The 18,678-nt window shown below is 66.4% G+C and carries 16 protein-coding genes; 13 read left to right on the forward strand and 3 right to left on the reverse strand.

What is annotated here, in order from left to right:
* The first annotated feature begins 94 nt into the window (after positions 1-94).
* From QWL29_RS06690 to lpxO, 3 genes are all read left to right on the forward strand, one after another.
* Positions 95-298, forward strand: a complete 204-nt coding sequence (locus QWL29_RS06690; protein ID WP_370663672.1) for a hypothetical protein — start codon at positions 95-97, stop codon at positions 296-298.
* A 141-nt stretch (positions 299-439) separates the two neighbouring features.
* Positions 440-664: a DUF6139 family protein gene (locus QWL29_RS06695; RefSeq protein WP_305822106.1), complete on the forward strand. Its 225-nt coding sequence runs from the start codon at positions 440-442 to the stop codon at positions 662-664.
* A gap of 196 nt (positions 665-860) precedes the next feature.
* A complete protein-coding gene (lpxO, locus tag QWL29_RS06700) occupies positions 861-1,763 on the forward strand; it encodes a lipid A hydroxylase LpxO (protein ID WP_305822107.1) in 903 nt (300 codons plus the stop codon).
* Positions 1,764-1,865: 102 nt separating this feature from the next.
* Here the strand turns inward: lpxO and QWL29_RS06705 are convergent, their stop codons facing one another.
* The 3 genes from QWL29_RS06705 to QWL29_RS06715 form a co-directional block, all read right to left on the reverse strand.
* Positions 1,866-2,303: a universal stress protein gene (locus QWL29_RS06705; protein ID WP_305822108.1), complete on the reverse strand. Its 438-nt coding sequence runs from the start codon at positions 2,301-2,303 to the stop codon at positions 1,866-1,868.
* A gap of 108 nt (positions 2,304-2,411) precedes the next feature.
* A complete protein-coding gene (locus QWL29_RS06710) occupies positions 2,412-3,407 on the reverse strand; it encodes a tyrosine-type recombinase/integrase (RefSeq protein WP_305822109.1) in 996 nt (331 codons plus the stop codon).
* 790 nt (positions 3,408-4,197) lie between these two features.
* A complete protein-coding gene (locus QWL29_RS06715) occupies positions 4,198-4,644 on the reverse strand; it encodes a substrate-binding domain-containing protein (RefSeq protein ID WP_305822110.1) in 447 nt (148 codons plus the stop codon).
* Positions 4,645-5,096: 452 nt separating this feature from the next.
* Between QWL29_RS06715 and QWL29_RS06720 the strand changes: the two genes are divergently transcribed.
* The 10 genes from QWL29_RS06720 (at position 5,097) to QWL29_RS06765 (ending at position 18,677) form a co-directional block, all read left to right on the forward strand.
* A complete protein-coding gene (locus QWL29_RS06720; protein ID WP_305822111.1) occupies positions 5,097-6,146 on the forward strand; it encodes a LysR family transcriptional regulator in 1,050 nt (349 codons plus the stop codon).
* Positions 6,147-6,159: 13 nt separating this feature from the next.
* Complete coding sequence (locus QWL29_RS06725) at positions 6,160-7,611, forward strand: Wzz/FepE/Etk N-terminal domain-containing protein (protein WP_305822112.1); 1,452 nt, start codon at positions 6,160-6,162, stop codon at positions 7,609-7,611.
* A 305-nt stretch (positions 7,612-7,916) separates the two neighbouring features.
* The gene (locus QWL29_RS06730) at positions 7,917-9,161 is read left to right on the forward strand and encodes an MraY family glycosyltransferase (protein WP_305822113.1); all 1,245 of its coding nucleotides are present in this window, start codon (positions 7,917-7,919) and stop codon (positions 9,159-9,161) included.
* A 14-nt stretch (positions 9,162-9,175) separates the two neighbouring features.
* Positions 9,176-10,237, forward strand: a complete 1,062-nt coding sequence (locus QWL29_RS06735) for an SDR family oxidoreductase (protein ID WP_305822114.1) — start codon at positions 9,176-9,178, stop codon at positions 10,235-10,237.
* A 5-nt stretch (positions 10,238-10,242) separates the two neighbouring features.
* Positions 10,243-11,691, forward strand: a complete 1,449-nt coding sequence (murJ, locus tag QWL29_RS06740; protein WP_305822115.1) for a murein biosynthesis integral membrane protein MurJ — start codon at positions 10,243-10,245, stop codon at positions 11,689-11,691.
* The gene (locus QWL29_RS06745; RefSeq protein ID WP_305822116.1) at positions 11,688-12,860 is read left to right on the forward strand and encodes a glycosyltransferase family 4 protein; all 1,173 of its coding nucleotides are present in this window, start codon (positions 11,688-11,690) and stop codon (positions 12,858-12,860) included. The genes murJ and QWL29_RS06745 overlap by 4 nt, the downstream gene beginning before the upstream one ends.
* Positions 12,857-14,257, forward strand: a complete 1,401-nt coding sequence (locus QWL29_RS06750) for an O-antigen ligase family protein (RefSeq protein WP_305822117.1) — start codon at positions 12,857-12,859, stop codon at positions 14,255-14,257. The genes QWL29_RS06745 and QWL29_RS06750 overlap by 4 nt, the downstream gene beginning before the upstream one ends.
* Positions 14,258-14,764: 507 nt before the next feature.
* Entirely contained in the window at positions 14,765-15,490 is a 726-nt protein-coding gene (locus QWL29_RS06755) for a glycosyltransferase (RefSeq protein WP_305822118.1), read from the forward strand.
* Positions 15,466-17,493, forward strand: coding sequence for an asparagine synthase (glutamine-hydrolyzing) (gene asnB / locus QWL29_RS06760; protein ID WP_305822119.1), 2,028 nt, complete (start codon positions 15,466-15,468; stop codon positions 17,491-17,493). Before QWL29_RS06755 ends, asnB begins: the two co-directional genes overlap by 25 nt.
* Positions 17,490-18,677 (forward strand): glycosyltransferase family 4 protein, encoded by a 1,188-nt coding sequence (locus QWL29_RS06765; RefSeq protein ID WP_305822120.1) that lies wholly within the window; start codon positions 17,490-17,492, stop codon positions 18,675-18,677. Before asnB ends, QWL29_RS06765 begins: the two co-directional genes overlap by 4 nt.
* Position 18,678: the final 1 nt, after the last annotated feature.

The following is an 18,678-nucleotide window of genomic DNA, read 5'->3' on the forward strand; positions in this document are numbered from 1 at the left end:
CGTTCAGCCCCGCACGGACCCCATTCGTCGCACAGCGCTGGCAAGCAATGGGTGGCTTGCCTACACTGGCCGCTCGTTCATCTTACCGGAGCGCATGATGCTGGGCTTCCTGCTGTGGCTGCTTTTACTCGTCCTGTGCTGGCCATTGGCCTTGCTGGCGCTGCTGGCCTGGCCGCTGGTCTGGCTGCTGCTCCTGCCCCTGCGCCTGCTGGGAATCGGCGTCGAAGCCGTGTTCGCGCTGCTGCGCGCCGTCGTCCTGCTGCCGGCGCGTATCCTCGGTTTCTCGCCAGGACGCTGAGCGGAGCGCCGCCCGGCGATTCGTCGCCCGGCGGTTCGCACTCCGTTGAGTGGGGCAATTAACAGACGCGCGTATCGTGCTTCGTTACTGTGGAGTCATCCGCTTTCATCCGAAAGCGAGCTTTAACGTAAGGAAACGATTATGCGCCTGGACATCTACCGCAGAGCCGAAAGCGACGGCAAGTTCTCCTACTTGGTCGTGCCGGAATCCCGCAACATCCCTGAAGAAGCGACCAATACCGATTGGGAAGTGGAGGCCCGCGCCTTCGAAGTCGACGACAATGCCGAGCAACTGCCCGACTACGACATCGACAACCTGAATGGCCAGCTCTCCGAAAAGGGCTATGCCATGACGGCGCTGCATTGATGTAGCGCGCGGCGCGTTCCGCGGCTGGCTTGTTGGTGCGCTTCGGCGACACTTGCGGCAGCCTCGATACGTGCTTCGTCATGAACGCGACAGTCCGCTGTCGATTTCGCCGGGCGCCAAACGGCCGCCTGGCGGATATGCTATTCTTGCGCCCTGTTTAATTCGATGCTGACCGCGTGGTCAGTTCTGGGAGTGCATGATGAAGTGGGTGGTAATCGGTTTCTATTTTCTCTCGATCCTCCACATCCATTTCCGCGGCAAGGTGCGCCTGCCGTTCGGACGCCAGCTGTTCGACCATTCGTCGTTCATGGCCCCGATTAACATCTTCATGCATCTGTTCTCGAAGGTGCGGAGCACGCCCTACATCCCGGTGCGCGAATTCCCCGACCTGGCGCCGCTGCAGCAGAACTGGCAAGTCATCCGCGCCGAAGCCGAGAACATGCTGGCGCTGAAGAAGATCAAGGCCGCCGAGCAGAACGACGACGCCGGGTTCAATTCCTTCTTCAAGACCGGCTGGAAGCGCTTCTACCTGAAGTGGTACGACGCCAGCCACCCGTCGGCCCAGCGCCTGTGCCCGCAGACCTATGCGCTGCTGCAGTCGATTCCTTCGGTAAAAGCCGCGATGTTCGCCGAGCTGCCGCCTGGCGCCAAGCTGAACCCGCACCGCGACCCGTTTGCCGGTTCGATGCGCTACCACCTGGGCCTGGCCACGCCGAACGACGACCGCTGCTTCATCGACGTCGACGGCCAGCGCCACAGCTGGCGCGACGGCGAAGGCGTGATCTTCGACGAAACCTTCATCCACTGGGCCATCAACGGCAGCGACAGCGACCGCGTGATTTTGTTCTGCGACGTCGAGCGCCCGATGCGCTACCGCTGGATGCAGGCCATCAACCGCTGGCTCGGCCGCACCATGATGACGGCCGCCAGCTCGCCGAACGAGACCGGCGACCAGACCGGCATGGTCAGCAAACTGTTCCGCATCTCGCACGTGATGGGACAGTACCGCCGCCGGTATAAAGCCTGGAACAAGACCGCGTACAAGGTCACCAAGGTGGCGCTGATTGTCGGCGTGGCTGCGTTGATCTACTGGATCTGATCCGCGCCGCTGGTCATCCCGCTTGCTGAAGGCGCCGCATTCGTTGCGGCGCTTTTTTTTCGCCGCTTTTTGTCGCTTCTGCGCCGCTTCCGGACGAAGGCCTCAATGGTAGACCAGCACCGGAATCGCACTGTGCACCAGCACTTTCTGCGTCTCGCTGCCGAGCAGCATGCCGGTGATGCCGTGGCGGCCGTGCGAGGCCATGACGATCAGGTCGCAGCCGCGCTCGCGCGCCGCCTGCAGGATCGCCTCGTAGGGCTGGTTCGAGCGCCCGATGAGACTGGCATAGGGCACGCCGGCGCTGCGCGCGGCATGCTCGGCCACGGCCAGGACCTTCGCGCCGCGCGCTTCGCTCGTGGCCAGGTATTCGTCCTCGGTGGTGGCCAGCATCTCGGCGTCGGCGGTGAAGGTGCGGAAGTCGGGCAGGGCAGTGAAGCCCACCACCTGGGCCCCGACGTCTTTGGCGAAGCTGACGCCGGCCAGCACGGCGCGTTCCGACAGCTCGGAACCATCGGTGGGCAACAGGATGTGCTTGAACATGGTCACTCCTCGGGTTGGCGCGCTGGGCACGCGGACGGACCCAGTCTGCCGGTCGAGGGGGCGTGGCGTTTGATGCCGCTCAATCGCGCGCCGGCGACCCCGCCGCCTTCACTCCGAAGGATCGGGCGTCACGCGCGTGAGCTTGTAGTCGGCGGCGGAGCGTTCCAGGGCCAGGCCCAGCACGTCCTTCAGCTCGTCAGGCTGGGTGCCGCTGTCGAGCTGGCGCCGGGCGAAGGTATTGCGCAGGGTGCGCCCGCCGGCGCGCGACAGGTCCATGCCGGCGCGCTCGAAGGTGGCGCGCATCTGAACGTACACCGTCTTCCGGGTCAGCCTGGCGCCGCCCACGTTGGCCGGGAACACGAACTCGCCCGGAATCTCCATCGCCTCGCGCTCCTGCAGCCAGGGCAGCAGCTCCTCGACGCCTTCGCGCGGCAGGGTGACGGCATGTTCGTGGCTGGTGTCGTGCTTTTCGTCGGGGGTGATGGTCAGCACGACAGCGCCGTCTAAGCCGGGCTGGCTGCCCACCTCGCCAAGCAGCAGGCCCACGGCTTCCGATACGCGCAGCCCGGCCAGCGCGATCACCACCTGCATGGCGCGGTCGCGCCGGCGCTTCCAGCCGTCGAAAGGCGTGTTGCGGCGCTTGCGCGGGGTGTCGGCGGGGAGGGCGGCGAAGAAGCGCTGCAGTTGGTCCTCCGACAGGGTGCGGCCGGCCTCGTCCTTCGTCATGTGGGCGCGGTCGATGCCGAGGATGGCCAACTGCGCCGGATTCGGGTCCACGGCCAGGTGCTCGTAGCAGCGCTCCAGCAGGCGCAGGTAGCGGTAGGCGATCTTGCTGTTCAGGACACGCTTGCCCTTGACCGTGCGATTGATGAAGCGGTGCAGGTCGGCATGGGTAAGGGTGGAGAAGGCGAGACCCTGTTCCATGCACCAGCCTGCAAAGTTCTGGAACATGAAAACGTAGATCCGGGCCGACTCGGCGGACAGCACCCGCAGCGTGCCGTCGGCGCGCTGGCGTCGCCCGGTCTCGGCAAACGCGGTGCTGGCGATGAACGCCTTGAAGGCGGGGACGGGATCGCGATCCCAGGAAACGATGGTCGGCATCATGCGCTCACATTAAACAGACATACGCTACCCTAACATAAAAACGTAACTAACCAACAAAACACAAAAACCAAAACGAAAAAATATCCGCTTCGGACTACGGACACGAAACATCCTGCAAACAAGCCACCAGGATGAGGGGTCGCCCAGCAGCCTGCCGGTACGCCCGGGGAGCGGGGCCGCCGGCGACAGACGGGGCAGTCGGCGACATCCTGCAAACAAGCCACCAGGATGAGGGGTCGCCCAGCAGCCTGCCGGTACGCCCGGGGAGCGGGGCCGCCGGCGACAGACGGGGCAGTCGGCGACATCCTGCAAACAAGCCACCAGGATGAGGGGTCGCCCAGCAGCCTGCCGGTACGCCCGGGGAGCGGGGCCGCCGGCGACAGACGGGGCAGTCGGCGACATCCTGCAAACAAGCCACCAGGATGAGGGGTCGCCCAGCAGCCTGCCGGTACGCCCGGGGAGCGGGGCCGCCGGCGACAGACGGGGCAGTCGGCGACATCCTGCAAACAAGCCACCAGGATGAGGGGTCGCCCAGCAGCCTGCCGGTACGCCCGGGGAGCGGGGCCGCCGGCGACAGACGGGGCAGTCGGCGACAGCCAGCACCAGCGCCAGCCAGCCATGGGAGGCCGGGCGCCGGCCCGCTGCCGCGCCGTCGGTTGCCGGCGCCGGTTCGGCAAGACGGCTCATCGTTTGGCGGCGAGGGACTGCGCCAGCAGGCCATGTTCTGTCGTATCGCAGTGAAGCCGGCGCCGTCAAGGGCGTACCAGTTGCCGCCATCGAGGTAGACCACCTAACCGCCGCCGACCACGGTCAGGTCTGGCTCGGCGGCGTGGATTGCTTCGAAGTCAGGCTCGAACAGGGTGCCGAGGAGGCGGGTGTACTTCTTGTCGCTGAAGCGGAACAGGTGTTTCGGCATCGGCGATTCAGGGACGCCGGCAAGATCGATGCCGAGGGCGGCCATGGTGTCGAGCCTGGTCAGGTCTAGGACCACGACCTTTTTTGGATTGGCGACGACGGTAGTGGTGCCGCTGGCGTGCTGGATGTCGAGCTTGGACTGGCCAGGGCAGGGAGTGCGGACAAGGCGAGCGTGGCGCCGATGGGCGGCAAGAAGCAGCGCCGGACTGCCCCTTTGTGGTGCAACGCATACGCCGGGCCGGGCCCCGGCAGGGCCTTTTCCATCCGGCTGGCGCACCATGGTCCGGTCCTGGAGGATGTCGGTGGCCCCCGGCGTTGGCAACTGCGATCCATCTATTAAATAGATCGTTTTAAACCAGGCGGAAGGGGATACGCATCCTGCTTCTTTGCCTTTTTACCTCGGGAAGCAATTGCATGAAGTCCTGGCAAAAGCTGGCGATCCATCGATTATGTCGATATTCATATGATGGACGCATTCCCATCTTCATAGAAGCTCTTTAAATCAGGAAAGGATTATGTTGCTGCCTTGCCAGTTTGGTTCCTCTTATGCGCATTCTGTCTTTGATATTGCGCAAACAAATTCGATGTAAATACGACAGAAGGCGACCTTAATCAATTTGCATAAGGTATAGTTATTCATGCCAAGCTCGTGTGATACGCATTGTTACATATCGCTATGCGTTCACTGATAGCAGATGCTTGCCCGTTTTATGCAGTTTCAAGAACATGTGTCCTCGGTCTTATAACATCGTGGGTATAAGTGAAGGTAAGCATATGGACATCATTGGCCAAATAAACGCCGAGATGGGCAAGGATAGCGAAAGCCGGGCACATGCGGTCTTTGACACATTGGAGATGACGCAGTTCAATGAACGAATGCCACGGATCAGTTTGAAGCAATGGCGGCTGTTCCATGCCGTGATCGATAACGATGGTTTCGTCGGCGCCGCCAACAAGCTGCACATCAGCCAGTCCTCGATCAGTCATGCACTGGCCAAGCTCCAGGATCAGCTCGGCGTGCCCTTGTTGACCTTAAAAGGCCGCAAGGCTCAGATTACGGAAGAGGGCAAGACTTTGCTGGCGCGCTCGCGCGACCTGCTGCGCCAGGCCAGCCAGCTCGAAAAACTCGGTGAATTCCTGCGCGTGGGCGCCGAGCCGCACATACGGCTCGTCATCGAGCCAAACTACCCGGCCGAGCTGTTGATCCGCACCTTCAATGCACTGAGTACCGAATCGGCAAACATCCGGTTGAACGTGAAGGAAACGTACTTTGCAGAAATCCGGCAGCTGATGTACCAGGATGAGGCCGATCTTGCGATCAGTGCGGAGACCCTGTCTGGCTTTGCCAGCAACAAGCTGATCGAACTGGAGCACATCGCGATTGCGCCAGCGGACAGCCCCTTGTTCAAGATGAACCGGTGCGTCACGGATGCAGACCTCGCCCGCTGCTTCCAGATCATGTTCTGCGTCGGCGGTCATGACGCGGAGCCGCTAGGCGTGGGACGTTCGTCCCGGGGACTGCCGGCCTGGCGCGTCAGTAGCCTCGACAGTGCGGCGGAGGCCCTGCGCTTCGGGCTCGGCTACGCATGGTTGCCGAGGTACCGCGTGCAGGGCTGGCTCGACGATGGCTGGGTGCGCATGCTTCCGCTCGACTGCGGCGCCAGTTACACGGTGCAGATGTACCTCACCCGCGGCCATGCCGTGGTCCCCGGTTCGAGCGCGCAGCGCTTCGCCGACGCCTTGCATGCGGTAACGAACGAGCATGCCACCAGGCCCGACGCCGATCCGGCCGGCGGTGCGGCCCCGGCATTCTACAGCGTGTAAGGGGAGCGAGGGCATGGACAAGAACCTGGACAAGTACGCGCAAGCGGTACGCATGAGGGACCAGCGCCAGTCCATGGAGGCGGTCAGCCGGGCCGCGGGCGTCTTCGGCAATGCGTGGCTGATCGCCGGCGTCTTCGTCGTGGTCACCGCGCTCGGGGTCATGCATGCGCTGCGCATGACGCCCCTGTATGAGGCCAGCACCGTCATCCAGATCAAGCGCAATGCAGGGTTCGCCAGCGATTTCCAGACGGCGGCGAATGTCGGGACCGAGATGGAAATCCTGAAATCGCGCTCGGTACTTGCACGCGTGGCCGAGCGCCTGCAACTCGACCTTACGCTCGACCCGGCGCCGCCGACGTTCACGCAGGTCCTGCGCCGCCTGCCGGGCCGGGACCAGTCGGCGGAGAGAGACCTTTCTCCGCATGCGCAGGTACAGGTCGTCCGCTTCGACCTGCCGCCGGCGCTGCTGGCGGTCCCGTTCACGATGACGGTGCAAGCCCGGGGGGCGTTCCACTTGGCGAGCGACGAACTCGGGATCGGCGCCGATGGCGTTGCAGGAACCCCGCTCAGGATGGCTTCACGCTACGGACCGATCGACTTCCTGGTCGGTAGCAGCGCCGCCGCCCCCGGAACCCGGTGGGTCGTGCGCCGAGTTGCGCCGGCGCAGGCGACCGAACAATTACAGCGCGCCCTCGTGGTGACCGAGAATGCCAAGCAATCCGACGTCATCCGGCTGACACTGCAAGGCGCCAACCAGCAATTGATGAGCCGTATCCTCGGCGACATCGTGGCGGAGTACAGGCAGCGGCGACGGGGGGAGCAGGCGTCGGAAGCAGCCGCGCTCTCGGCGGCCTACGACCGGCAACTCCAGGCGGCGGAGGCGGCAGTGCGGCAGGTGGACAGGCAATACGCCGGCTTGCTGCAGCGCTCGGGTGTGCGCGACCCGGAAGCGGAAGGCCAATTGTTGTTGCAGCAGTCGGGCGCGCTCGAAATGCGCCTGGCCGCCGCGCAGCAAAGGAAAGCCGAATTGTCGGCCAGGATCGGCGATGGCCATCCGGAGATGCAAGCCATTAATGGGCAGATCGCCGATACGGGCCGGGTACTGGGCCGCAACGCGGCCAGGTACGCGTCCCTGGCCGCGGCCTCGCGCGAACTGGCGCAGGTGCGGCGCGAGAAGCAGGCGCTGGACGAGGCTGCGCTGGCCGTGGCCGGCCAGCGCAGCAAGTTCGATGCCGTCGCCTTGTCCGGGCGCGACGACGTCCGGGTGCTCGAGCCGCCGCAATCCTCGCTGCGCCCGGTAACGCTGGGCCGGTCCACGATGCTGGTCCTGGCGTGCTGCGCCGGCATTGCCGCCGGCCTGCTTGCATCGTTCATCAAGAACTTCTTCTTGCAGCGCAAGCGGCTATTCCTGCCGGCGCAGGGTCACACCCGCTTCCGCCTGATTGCACAGGGCCGCCCCGGCTGAAGTCATTCCCTTGCATTCATCGTGCCGCCTGGAATAAAGGCCGACATGGATGGGTGCACGTGCGCACATCGGCAATATAAAAATACCGGATAGGAAATCCGGAATGGCTGTCGCTGTCACTCTTAATATCCCGTAACAGCACTGCGAGAAACATATCTGCAACCGGCATGTATACATGCCGGAAGCAGGCGTGAATGAATCGATTTTTTGCACTTTTTATATGATGTGCAATCCGCTAGAGTCTGTTTTGTTTCAGTGTTCCACATATGGTTGCAACTGGCCGGCAGATTCGCCAAGGAGTTGTCATGTCAAATGCCCCTGCTTTTCATGATATTGGTTCAGTACCACTTCAATTACCCGCTTTTTCATTCCTGCCGAATTTGCTTGTCGCATGCGTGGTGAGTTTCTCGGTTTGCATTTTGATCGTGACCACGCAGCGCTGGCATGGACGCTTTTCCCTGGATTCGGATACCGGCGGCGTGCAGAAAGTCCACAAGAAATCGGTGCCGCGAACCGGTGGCCTGGCCTTGTGCGCCGGTGTGCTTGCCGCTGCCTGTGTCGACGCCTTCGCAACGACCACGGCTGCCGCCGGCACGCACGCCGGAAGCGGGATGCTCCTGCTGCTGATCGCATCGGTTCCCGCCTTTTCCTCGGGTGTCATGGAAGACCTGACGAAGGCCGTGACGCCGAAAAAACGCCTGTTTGCCATCCTGGCCAGTGCCTGTCTTGCCGTCTGGCTGCTGGGAGCCTCGCTGCCCCGGGTCGATGTGTGGGGCATCGACGGCATGCTCGTGTTTATTCCTTTCTCGATCGCGATAACTGTATTTGCCGTCGCCGGAATCACCAATTCGATCAATATCATCGACGGTTTCCATGGCGTTGCCGGTATCGCGATCGTAATCATGCTCACCGGCATGGGCATCATGGCGTGGCGCTGCGGCGATATGCTGATCCTCCAGCTTGCAGCCACTGCAATCGGCGCCACCATCGGCTTCCTGATGCTGAATTACCCGACGGGCCGCCTGTTCATGGGCGATGGCGGCGCTTATCTCCTGGGATTCCTGGCGGCCGAAATTGCGGTATTGACGATCATGCGCAATCCGGGAATCAACGCGTGGCAGATTCTCGCCATCTATGCCTACCCGGTCATCGAAGTCTTATTCAGCATCTACCGCCGCACGATGATCTACGGCACACGGGCCGGCGCGCCCGATCGCCTGCACCTGCATTCGCTGTTTTACCGGCGCTGCGCCCGCCAGCGAATCCGGGCAAGAAAACATCCGTGGATGTGCAATGCGGGTGTCGCGTGTTTCATTGCGGCCTGGATCGCTAGCGCCACCGCATGTTCCCTGATCGTCGGCGACAGCATTCCCGCCGCTTTCGCCCTGGTCCTGTTCCAGTTCGTGCTCTACATCGCCGTGTACATGCGGCTGGTACGCGGGCACTGGGGGCACTGCCGGCATCGGGCGGTCATCCTCGGCTTGCGTCCGCAGCCGCGGCATCCCCGAGACGACGGCGTGCTGGGCGGCAGCCCATGCGCCGCCGGCTGACCAGGAGCGACCTCATGCACACCCTCCACGACATCGAGCACGACATGCAGTCCCGTCCCCGCACCTGGCTCGTCACGGGCTGCGCGGGTTTCATCGGCTCGAACCTGACCGAATACCTGCTGCGCCATGACCAGACAGTGGTCGGCCTCGACAACCTGTCGACCGGTCACCTCCGCAATCTCGACGATGTTCGCGACCTCGTCAGCGCGGAGCAGTGGCGCCGCTTCCGCTTCATCCGGGGCGACACCCGCGACCGCGGGGCGTGCCGGCATGCGATGGCGGGCGTGGACAAGGTCCTGCACCAGGCGGCCCTGGGTTCGGTGCCACGCTCGATCGACGATCCGATCGCCACCAACGACACCAACGTCAACGGTTTCCTGAACGTGCTGGTCGCCGCCCGCGACGCCGCCGTGGAATCGTTCGTGTACGCCGCGTCGAGTTCCACGTATGGAGACCATCCCGGGCTGCCGAAAGTCGAGGCGCAGATCGGCAGGCCGCTGTCGCCTTACGCCGTCAGCAAATACGTGAACGAGCTGTACGCCGATGTGTTTGCACGCTGCTACGGGTTCGGCACGGTCGGCCTGCGCTATTTCAACGTGTTCGGCAAGCGCCAGGATCCTGCCGGGGCCTACGCGGCAGTCATCCCGAAATGGATCGGCGCCATGCTCGCCGGCCACCAGGTCCTGATTCACGGCGACGGGCAGACGAGCCGCGATTTCTGTTTCGTCGATAACGTGGTGCAAGCGAACATGCTTGCCTCGCATGCCGCCGCCGGTCCGGCGTCCCGCATCTATAACGTGGCGCTCGGCGACGTCACGACCCTGACCCAGCTGTTCGGCTACCTGAAGGAGCTGTTGACGGTGAACGGGGTCGCGGTGTGCCAGCAGGCCGAGCACACGGCAGCGCGCGCGGGCGACATCGCGTGCTCGCAGGCGAACATCGACAAGGCGATGCGCGAACTGGGCTATGTGCCCCGGTACCGGATCCGCGAGGGCCTGGCCGCGACCGTTCCGTGGTACGTCGAGCGCAGCAGGACGGCCATCGCGCCTGCCGCGCATTACGCCACCGCAGGATAGACGCCATGCGGCCTGGCTCCACCGGATCGGTCTTCGTGCAGCCCTTGCGCGCGCTCGGCACCCGGTTCCACGCGGCCGCGCCGGACCATGCCGCCATCCTGAAAGGCATGCTCACGGTCGCCGCTTTCGTGTTTGTCGGCAAACTGGTCAGCGCCATGAAGGAAATGGCCGTGGCCTACCGCTATGGCCTGGGGCCGGAGGTGGATGCCTACCAGTTCCTGTACACCGTGATCGGCTGGCCGCTCGGGGTGTGGGCAAGCGTACTGACGGCCGTGCTGGTCCCGCTGGCGGTACGCCTGCAGGACCGCCAGCGCCAGCTGGCCAGGTTCCGCGCCGAACTGCTCGGCGTCGTGATGCTCGCCGGGTGCGGACTGGCGGTACTCGCGTGGCTGGTGCTGCACAATGTGTTCCGGCTCGGGCAAAGCGGGCTGCCGCCACGCCTGGCCGGCCTGGCCGAGGCGGCGCTGCCGGGCCTGGTGCTGCTGCTGCCGCTCGGGATGCTGACCGCGCTGCAGTCGGCCTGGATGCTGGCGGCCGGGCGCCACCTGAACACGCTGCTCGACTGCATCCCCACGTTGTCGATTGCGGCCCTGGTCATGGCGCTTCCCGGGGGCGGCATCGGTGCGCTGGTATGGGGAACGGTTGCCGGCAGCGCCCTGCATCTGTTGTCGCTGATGGCGGCGCCGGGCCGGCGCGGCCTGCAGGGCGCGCCGCGGCTCGGGCTATCGTCGCCGCAGTGGCGCTGGTTCTGCCAGGGTTTCGGCATCATGGTCGGCGGCCAGGCGCTGATGAGCCTGACCGTGGTGATCGACCAGTTCTACGCGGCCGGGCTGGGCACGGGTGCGATCGCCATGCTCGGCTATGCGAACCGGATCCTGTCGCTGATCCTGGGGCTGGCGGCAATCGCGGTGTCGCGCGCGACCCTTCCGATCTTTGCGCAAGTGCATGCGCAAGAGGGGCAGCAAGAGCGTGCGCAGGAGCGTGAACGCCAGCGCGTGCGCCTGCGCGCCGTCGCCCGCCTCTGGACAGGCATCCTGTTCGCGCTTGGCCTGCTGGCGATGCTGGCCAGCTATGCGGCCTCGCCCTGGGTGGTGCGGCTGCTGTACGAACGCGGCCAGTTCGGCGCAGCCGATACGCTCGCGGTGGCGCAGGTGCTGCGCTACGGGCTGCCCCAGATTCCTTTCTACTTCGCGTCGATGGTCCTGGTCAGCTATGCACTGAGCGCGCGGCGCCATCGCCTGGTGTTCTATTCGGCCCTGATCGGCTGCGCAGCCAAGATCGTGGGCAACCTGCTGCTGGTGCCCGCGTTCGGCGTGAATGGCATTGCGCTCGCCACCATGCTGGTCTACGCGTCGACCGGCCTGTTCTTCTGGTACGCCCTGGTCCTGCGTGGAACGGGGGATGCCGGCGCCGGCGCATCGCGCGGGGGCGCCATGGACACGGGGCGCGCATGAACATCCTCCTGTTTACCCATAGCATGGCCGGCGGCGGCGCCGAGCGCACCGTCGCCACGCTCGCCAACCATTGGGCCGATGCCGGATGGGAGGTGACGGTGGCCACCCTGGCGCCCCAGAGCGAAGACTTCTACGACCTGCGCCCGGGCGTGCGGCGCAGCGTGCTCGGCCTGGCGGGCGACAGCGGCTCGCCCCTGGTCGCCGCGCTGCAGAACCTGCGCCGTATCCAGGCCCTGCGCCGCCTGCTCGCGCACCTGCGGCCGCAGGTGGCGCTCGCCATGATGAGCACCCCGAGCGTGCTGCTTGCGCTTGCCGGCCACGGCATGCCGGGGCTGGTGCGGGTGGGGTCGGAGCGCTGCTATCCGCCGCATGCGCCGCTGGCGTGGCCATGGAGCAGCGCGCGCAGGCACACGTACGGCCGCCTGGACGCCGTGGTCGCGTTGACGGGCGAGTGCCGGCGGTGGATCGCCACGCAGACCTCGGCGCGCAGCGTTCCGGTGATCCCGAATGCGGTTGCCTGGCCCTTGCCGAGCGCCGCGCCCTGGATCGTGCCGAACGCAGTGGTCGCGCCGGCGCGCCGGGTGCTGCTGGCGGTCGGGCGCCTGGACCCGGTGAAGAACTTCGGCGGCCTGCTGGCCGTGTTCGCCCGGCTCAGCGGCCGGCACCCGGACTGGGATCTCGTGATCCTCGGCGACGGCCCGGAGCGCCCGGCGCTCCAGGCGGCGCGCACGGCATGGGGACTCGCGGGCCGGGTCCACCTGCCCGGTATCGCCGGCAACGTCGGCCAATGGCATGAGCGCTGCGACCTGTTCGTACTGGCGTCGCACTCCGAAGGGTTTCCGAATGCGCTGGCGGAAGCGCTGTGCCATGGCATGCCGGTGGTCAGCGTCGACTGCGATACCGGGCCACGCGACATCGTCCGTCACGGGGTCGACGGCTTGCTGGTCGCACCGGGCAACCCGGACGCACTCGAGCAGGCGCTCGATGCCTTGATGGGGAATTGCGTGCTCAGGCAACACTTCGCGGCGCAGGCGGCCGATGCGCGCGAGCGCTTCAGCATCGAGCGGGTCGCGGGCATGTGGGAGGCGCTGTTCAGCCGGCTCGAGGAAGCAGGCGCCGCGCCCAGGCGCCCGGCCGGCGTGAACGACAGGGGGGAATTCCTGTCATGAGCGGCAAGCCGTCCCTGGTGCATGTCTTCCGGACCCGGTCGGCTCCGGCCGCAAGGGTGCGCCCGGAGCGGTCGAGCGGCCTGCTGCTCTACCAGTGCGCAGTGCTTGGCCTGGCCTTGTGCGCAATCCACGGCAACGCGGCGATCTACCTGTACACCCAGGATGCATCCCTGCCGCCCAAGTATGTGTACTTCCTGCTGGTCCTGCTGATGGCGCCGGTCCTGTGGGCGCGGCGCGGCGCGCTCGTTGCTTACCTGCTGTCGCCGTTCGCCCTCTGGGCCGGTGCGCTGGTCGTGCTCAACCTGGTGCATCTCGCCGCCTGGCCGGCGGGCGCGGACGCCGGCGCCGGCTACCTCGTGAACCAGGGAGACAGCCTGCGTGCGGCGCTGGTGCTGACCCGGATCCAGTACATCCTGGTCGCGCTCATGCTCGGCTTCGTCGTCTTCGTCACGCCCGCCAGGACCTACCTGTATGCGGCAGCGGTCCTGGCGGTGCTGCTGCCGTGCGCGGTCCTGCTCGATTTCGCCAACCCGGGCCTGTTCTACCCGCCCGACATCGAAGGCGCGGTCCTCGGGCGCGCGGCGGCGATGTTCATCAATCCGACCAAGGCGGGCGAGGCGCTGCTGCACGTGTGCCTGCTCGCCTGCGCCGTGACCGGCCTGCGCTATCGCGGGCCACTCCTGCTGCTTGCCGGCGCAGCGGTCCTGGTCACGTTTTCGCGCTCGTCGATCATGGCCTGGGGCGCGGTCCTGGCGATCATGATCGTCTGCAGGGCGCTGCCGCGCTCGATGGCCGTGACCGCGGCCTGCGCGGTGGCGGCGCTCGTGCTTGGCCTAGGCAGTTTCGAGAGCTACCTGCAGTCGCGCAGCGAGTTCGAGGGCGCAGCGGGGAATATCCTGTCGCGGCTGGACTTTTTCTCGAGCTTCAGTTTCGACGACGACAGCTCGGAAGAGCGCGCCGGCGTCATCAAGGCGGGCTGGGAACTCTTCCTGCACAACCCCGTGTTCGGCGCGGGGGCGGGAAGCACGCTGTTCTGGTGGCACCGCGGCGGCACCCATAACCAGCTGCTGATGCTGGCGGCGGAATACGGCCTGTTCGGGATCGGGCTGTGGCTCTGGCTGCTGGTCATCCTGTGGCGCGGACGCTTTTTTGCCGAGCGCGGCCTGCAGCTGGCGATGGTCTTCGTGTTCGCCTGGATGTCGATGTTCACGCACCAGATGCTCGACGCAAACACCTATTGGCTGGCGACCTGCGCGCTGGTCTCCACGCGCGCGGCGTGGACGGCGCCCGGCCGGGCGCGCCAGGCACGCGCGCCGTACCGAAGGGCAAAGTGGGGGCGCGAGGCCTGCCGGGCAGCCGGTGCAGGCGAACGCGTCCTGGAAGGGGCGCGGCCATGAGCCACGGCAAATTCGTGATTTCGCTGGATTTCGAAATGTTCTGGGGCGTCGAAGACACGCAGAGCATCGCAGGCTATGGCCGCAACGTGCAGGGCGAATGGCAGGCCATCCCGCGGATGCTGGCGCGCTTCCGCGCCCATGGCGTGCGCGCGACCTGGGCCACCGTGGGCGCCATCATGTGCCGCGACTACCGCGAGTGGCGCACGCGGCGCCGCCCCGGCACCCGGACTGCAGCGGCGCCCGGAGCGTGCGCCGACCTCGAGGATGCGCTGGTCAGGCAGCACCCGACGCTGTTCTTCGCCAGGCCCCTGGTCGAGCGCATCCTCGCGACCGACGGGCAGGAACTGGCGACCCATACCTACAGCCATTTCTATTGCAGGGACAAGGGAGCGACACCCGAGGGCTTCGTCGACGACCTGGCGCGCGCGGGCAACCTGGCGGCCGAGATGGGCGCCTGCTTCCGCAGCATCGTCTTCCCGCGCAACCAGGTCAGCCGGGAATGTCTGCGTGGCCGACGCGGCGCTGCGCTCGCATGCGCGGGTCGGCTACGACACCCGGCGCATGACCGTGGTCGCCAACGGCTTCGACCTCGGGGCGCTGACGGCGAGCGAGGCCGAGCGCGACGCGCTGCGCCGGCGCTGCGGGTTCCGCGCCCAGCACATCGTGGTCGGCACGCTCGGCAGGTTCAACCTGGACAAGGACCACGGCAATTTCGTGAAGGCGGCCGGCCAGCTGGCGGCGAACGACGAGCGCCTGCGCTTCCTGATGGTCGGCCGCGGCCTGGACGACGCCAACGGTGTCCTGGCCCGCTGGATCCGGCATACCGGCTACGCCGACCGCTTCGTGCTGCTGGGCGAACGCGACGACGCCGCCGTCTGCCTGGCGGGGATGGACATCTTCTGCCTGTCGTCGCGCACCGAGGCATTCCCGAACGTGGTCGGCGAAGCCATGGCGATGGGCCTGCCCTGCGTCGCGACCGACGTGGGCGACGTCGCCGTGCTCCTCGCCGATACCGGCGTGGTGGTGCGCAAGGCCGACCCCGAGGCGCTGGCGCGCGGCGTGTCCGGCCTGGTCGCGCGCGGCCCGGGCTACCTGTTCGAACTCGGGCAGCAGGCGCGCGAACGCATCCGTGCCAGCTACAGCATGCGCTGCGTGCGCGCGCGCTTCGAGTCGATCTACGACAGCGTCTTGAATGAAGGGAGGCTCCCATGTGCGGACTCACCGGTTTCTTGAAGGCAGATGCGTTCCACCCACGGGAGGAACTGGCGCGGCTGGTGGCGCGCATGAGCGTCACGCTCGCCCACCGCGGACCCGACGATGCCGGCCACTGGTGCGACCCGGAACACGGCGTCGCGCTGGGCCACCGGCGCCTGGCCATCGTCGACGTGTCGGCCGCCGGGCACCAGCCGATGCAGTCGCCCGGCGGCCGCTACGTGATGGTGTTCAACGGCGAGATCTACAACCACCTGCAGCTGCGCAGGGAACTCGGTGGGGACCGGCAGCGCCTGCCCTGGCGCGGCGGCTCCGATACCGAGACGCTGCTGGCCGGCTTCGAGGAATGGGGCGTCGCCGCCACCGTCGAGCGCGCGATCGGCATGTTCGCGCTCGCCGTCTGGGACCGGCAGGCCACGACGCTGACGCTGGCGCGCGACCGCATCGGCGAAAAGCCCCTGTACTACGGCTGGCAGGGGCAGGGCAGGGCGCGCGCCTTCCTGTTCGGGTCGGAGCTGAAAGCCCTGCGTGCCCATCCCGCATTCGAGGATGTCGTCGACCGCGGCGCGCTCTGCCTGCAGATGCGCCACGGTTACATACCGGCCCCGTATTCGATCTACACCAATGTCTTCAAGCTGCCCCCGGGCTGCCTCCTGACCCTGGCTGCGCCCTTTCGCGAGCACGCGCTGTCGGCCTACTGGAGCGCAGCCGGGCAGATGGCCGACGGCGTGGACCGGCCGTTTCGCGGCTCGCCGCAGCAGGCGGTGGAGGCGCTCGACGTGCTGCTGCGCGATGCAGTCGGCGCCCAGATGGTGGCCGACGTGCCGCTCGGCGCCTTCCTGTCGGGCGGCGTCGACTCGTCCACCGTGACCGCCCTGATGCAGGCGCAATCGCCGCGCCCGGTGAAGACCTTCTCCATCGGCTTTTTCGAGAGCGACTTCAACGAGGCCCACCACGCCAAGGCGGTGGCCAGGCACCTCGGGACCGACCACACCGAACTCTACGTCACCGCCGCGCAGGCGCGCGACGTCGTTCCCGCGCTGCAGGACAGCTACGACGAGCCGTTCTCGGATTCCTCGCAGCTTCCCACCATGCTGGTGTCGCGCCTGGCCCGGCGGCACGTGACGGTTGCGCTGTCGGGCGACGCCGGCGACGAACTGTTCTGCGGCTACAACCGCTACCAGTTCGTCGACGCCCTGTGGCAGAAGATCAGCGCGGCGCCGCTGCCGCTGCGCCGGCTCGCCGCCAGGGGCATCACGGGCGTCTCGGTCGACGCCTGGAACCGGGCCGCGCGGGTACTGGGACCGGGCCTGCCGCGGGCGATGCGCTTCCAGAACACGGGAGACAAGCTGCACAAGGGGGCCCAGGTGATGACCAGCGCGTCGCTCGATGCGCTCTACCTCGGCCTGGTGTCGCACTGGGAGCATCCTGAAGCGCTGGTGCGCGGCGGGAGCGAGCCGCCCACGGCCCTGAACGGGAATGCGCCGGGCCTGGACGCGCTCGGCGGCCTGCAGCGGATGATGGCGCTCGACCTGCTGACCTACCTGCCGGACGACATCCTGGTCAAGGTGGACCGGGCAGCCATGGGCGTATCGCTGGAAACCCGGGTCCCGCTCCTCGACCACCGGGTAGTCGAGTTCGCCTGGCGCCTGCCGCAGTCGTACAAGCTGCGCGACGGCGTCACGAAATGGGTCCTGCGCCAGGTGCTGTACCGGTACGTTCCGCCGGCGCTGATCGAGCGGCCGAAGATGGGCTTCGGGATCCCGGTCGGCGACTGGCTGCGCGGCCCCTTGCGCGAATGGGGAGAAGCCCTGCTCGCGCAGCCGCGGCTGGAGGATGAAGGTTTCCTGGAACCCGGGCTGGTCAGGCGCTGCTGGACCGAGCATCTGTCGGGCCAGCGCAACTGGCAATACCCGTTGTGGAACGTGCTGATGTTCCAGGCCTGGCTCGCGCAGCGCCGCGCGGGCCCGCGTGCGCAGCCGGCCCCGGACATGGCGGCGCAGCTGACTGGAGCGGTCTCATGAACAAGAAAATCGTCATTTCCGTGAATACGGCGTGGAACATCTGTAACTTCCGTGCCGGCCTCGTCAAGTCGTTCGTGCGCCAGGGCTACGAGGTGCTGGTCCTGGCCCACGACGACGAGTACGCGCCGCGCCTCGCCGCGCTGGGCTGCCATTTCAAGCAGCTGCACATGGACCAGCACGGCACCAGCCCGAGCCGCGACCTGGCGCTGCTGGTGAAATACCGGCGCGTGCTGCATTCGGTGCGGCCGCTCGCCTACCTCGGCTTCACGATCAAGCCGAATGTCTACGGGTCGATTGCGGCGAGCGGGCTGGCGATCCCCGTCATCAACAATATCGGCGGCCTGGGCGCGACCTTCCTGCACGGAGCGATGCTTACCGAGCTCGTCAAGGGGCTGTACCGCTTTTCGCTGCGGCGTTCCAGCCGCGTGTTCTTCCAGAACCGCGACGACCGCCAGCTCTTCCTCGACGCGAAAATGGCCAGGGAAAGCGTGTCGGAACTGTTGCCGGGATCGGGGATCGACCTGCGCCATTTCCAGCCGCTACCCATGGCCGCGCCTGCGCCGGCCGGTTTTCGCTTCCTGCTCATTGCGCGCATGCTCAAGGACAAGGGAGTCGAGGAATACGTCGAAGCGGCACGGATCGTGCGCCGGCACATTCCTGCCAGCCAATTCCAGCTGCTCGGGGGTGTCGACAGCGACAATCCGAACGCCATCCGCCTCGGCCAGATCCGGGAATGGGAAGCGCAAGGGCTGGTACGCTACCTGGACCGGGCCGACGACGTCCGGCCCTATCTCGGCCAGGCCGACTGCGTGGTCCTGCCTTCGTACCGCGAGGGCGTACCGCATTCGCTGCTGGAGGCGGCGGCGTCGGCGCGGCCGATCATTGCGACCGACGTCGTCGGGTGCAAGGATATCGTCGACGACAACTGCAACGGCTTCCTGTGCCGCGTCAAGAGTGGCGCCGACCTCGCCGACAAGATGATCCGCATGGCGCAGCTGACACCGGAACAGCGCACCTGCATGGGCGCAAGCGGGCGTGCCAAGGTCGTACGCGAATTCGACGAAGACATCGTCATCGACAAGTACCTCGCGGCCATCCGCCAGATCGAAGAGGCGGCGAGCCATTCGGCGCCGGGGGGCAGGGCGCTGCTGCCCGCGGTCGCGGCGCCCACCCTGCAGGAGTAGC

It is taken from the genome of Massilia brevitalea (assembly GCF_030711405.1).
In the GTDB taxonomy this organism is placed as follows: Bacteria; Pseudomonadota; Gammaproteobacteria; order Burkholderiales; family Burkholderiaceae_D; genus Telluria; species Telluria brevitalea.

What these genes read in the sequence shown, in the direction of transcription:
- QWL29_RS06735 (WP_305822114.1), top strand. Translation starts at nt 9,176, where the DNA reads ATGCACACCCTCCACGACATCGAGCACGACATGCAGTCCCGTCCCCGC.
- QWL29_RS06705 (WP_305822108.1), bottom strand. Translation starts at nt 2,303, where the DNA reads ATGTTCAAGCACATCCTGTTGCCCACCGATGGTTCCGAGCTGTCGGAA.
- QWL29_RS06710 (WP_305822109.1), bottom strand. Translation starts at nt 3,407, where the DNA reads ATGATGCCGACCATCGTTTCCTGGGATCGCGATCCCGTCCCCGCCTTC.
- QWL29_RS06730 (WP_305822113.1), top strand. Translation starts at nt 7,917, where the DNA reads ATGTCAAATGCCCCTGCTTTTCATGATATTGGTTCAGTACCACTTCAA.
- QWL29_RS06720 (WP_305822111.1), top strand. Translation starts at nt 5,097, where the DNA reads ATGGACATCATTGGCCAAATAAACGCCGAGATGGGCAAGGATAGCGAA.
- asnB (WP_305822119.1), top strand. Translation starts at nt 15,466, where the DNA reads ATGTGCGGACTCACCGGTTTCTTGAAGGCAGATGCGTTCCACCCACGG.
- QWL29_RS06765 (WP_305822120.1), top strand. Translation starts at nt 17,490, where the DNA reads ATGAACAAGAAAATCGTCATTTCCGTGAATACGGCGTGGAACATCTGT.
- QWL29_RS06695 (WP_305822106.1), top strand. Translation starts at nt 440, where the DNA reads ATGCGCCTGGACATCTACCGCAGAGCCGAAAGCGACGGCAAGTTCTCC.
- QWL29_RS06745 (WP_305822116.1), top strand. Translation starts at nt 11,688, where the DNA reads ATGAACATCCTCCTGTTTACCCATAGCATGGCCGGCGGCGGCGCCGAG.
- QWL29_RS06690 (WP_370663672.1), top strand. Translation starts at nt 95, where the DNA reads ATGATGCTGGGCTTCCTGCTGTGGCTGCTTTTACTCGTCCTGTGCTGG.
- murJ (WP_305822115.1), top strand. Translation starts at nt 10,243, where the DNA reads ATGCGGCCTGGCTCCACCGGATCGGTCTTCGTGCAGCCCTTGCGCGCG.
- lpxO (WP_305822107.1), top strand. Translation starts at nt 861, where the DNA reads ATGATGAAGTGGGTGGTAATCGGTTTCTATTTTCTCTCGATCCTCCAC.
- QWL29_RS06750 (WP_305822117.1), top strand. Translation starts at nt 12,857, where the DNA reads ATGAGCGGCAAGCCGTCCCTGGTGCATGTCTTCCGGACCCGGTCGGCT.
- QWL29_RS06725 (WP_305822112.1), top strand. Translation starts at nt 6,160, where the DNA reads ATGGACAAGAACCTGGACAAGTACGCGCAAGCGGTACGCATGAGGGAC.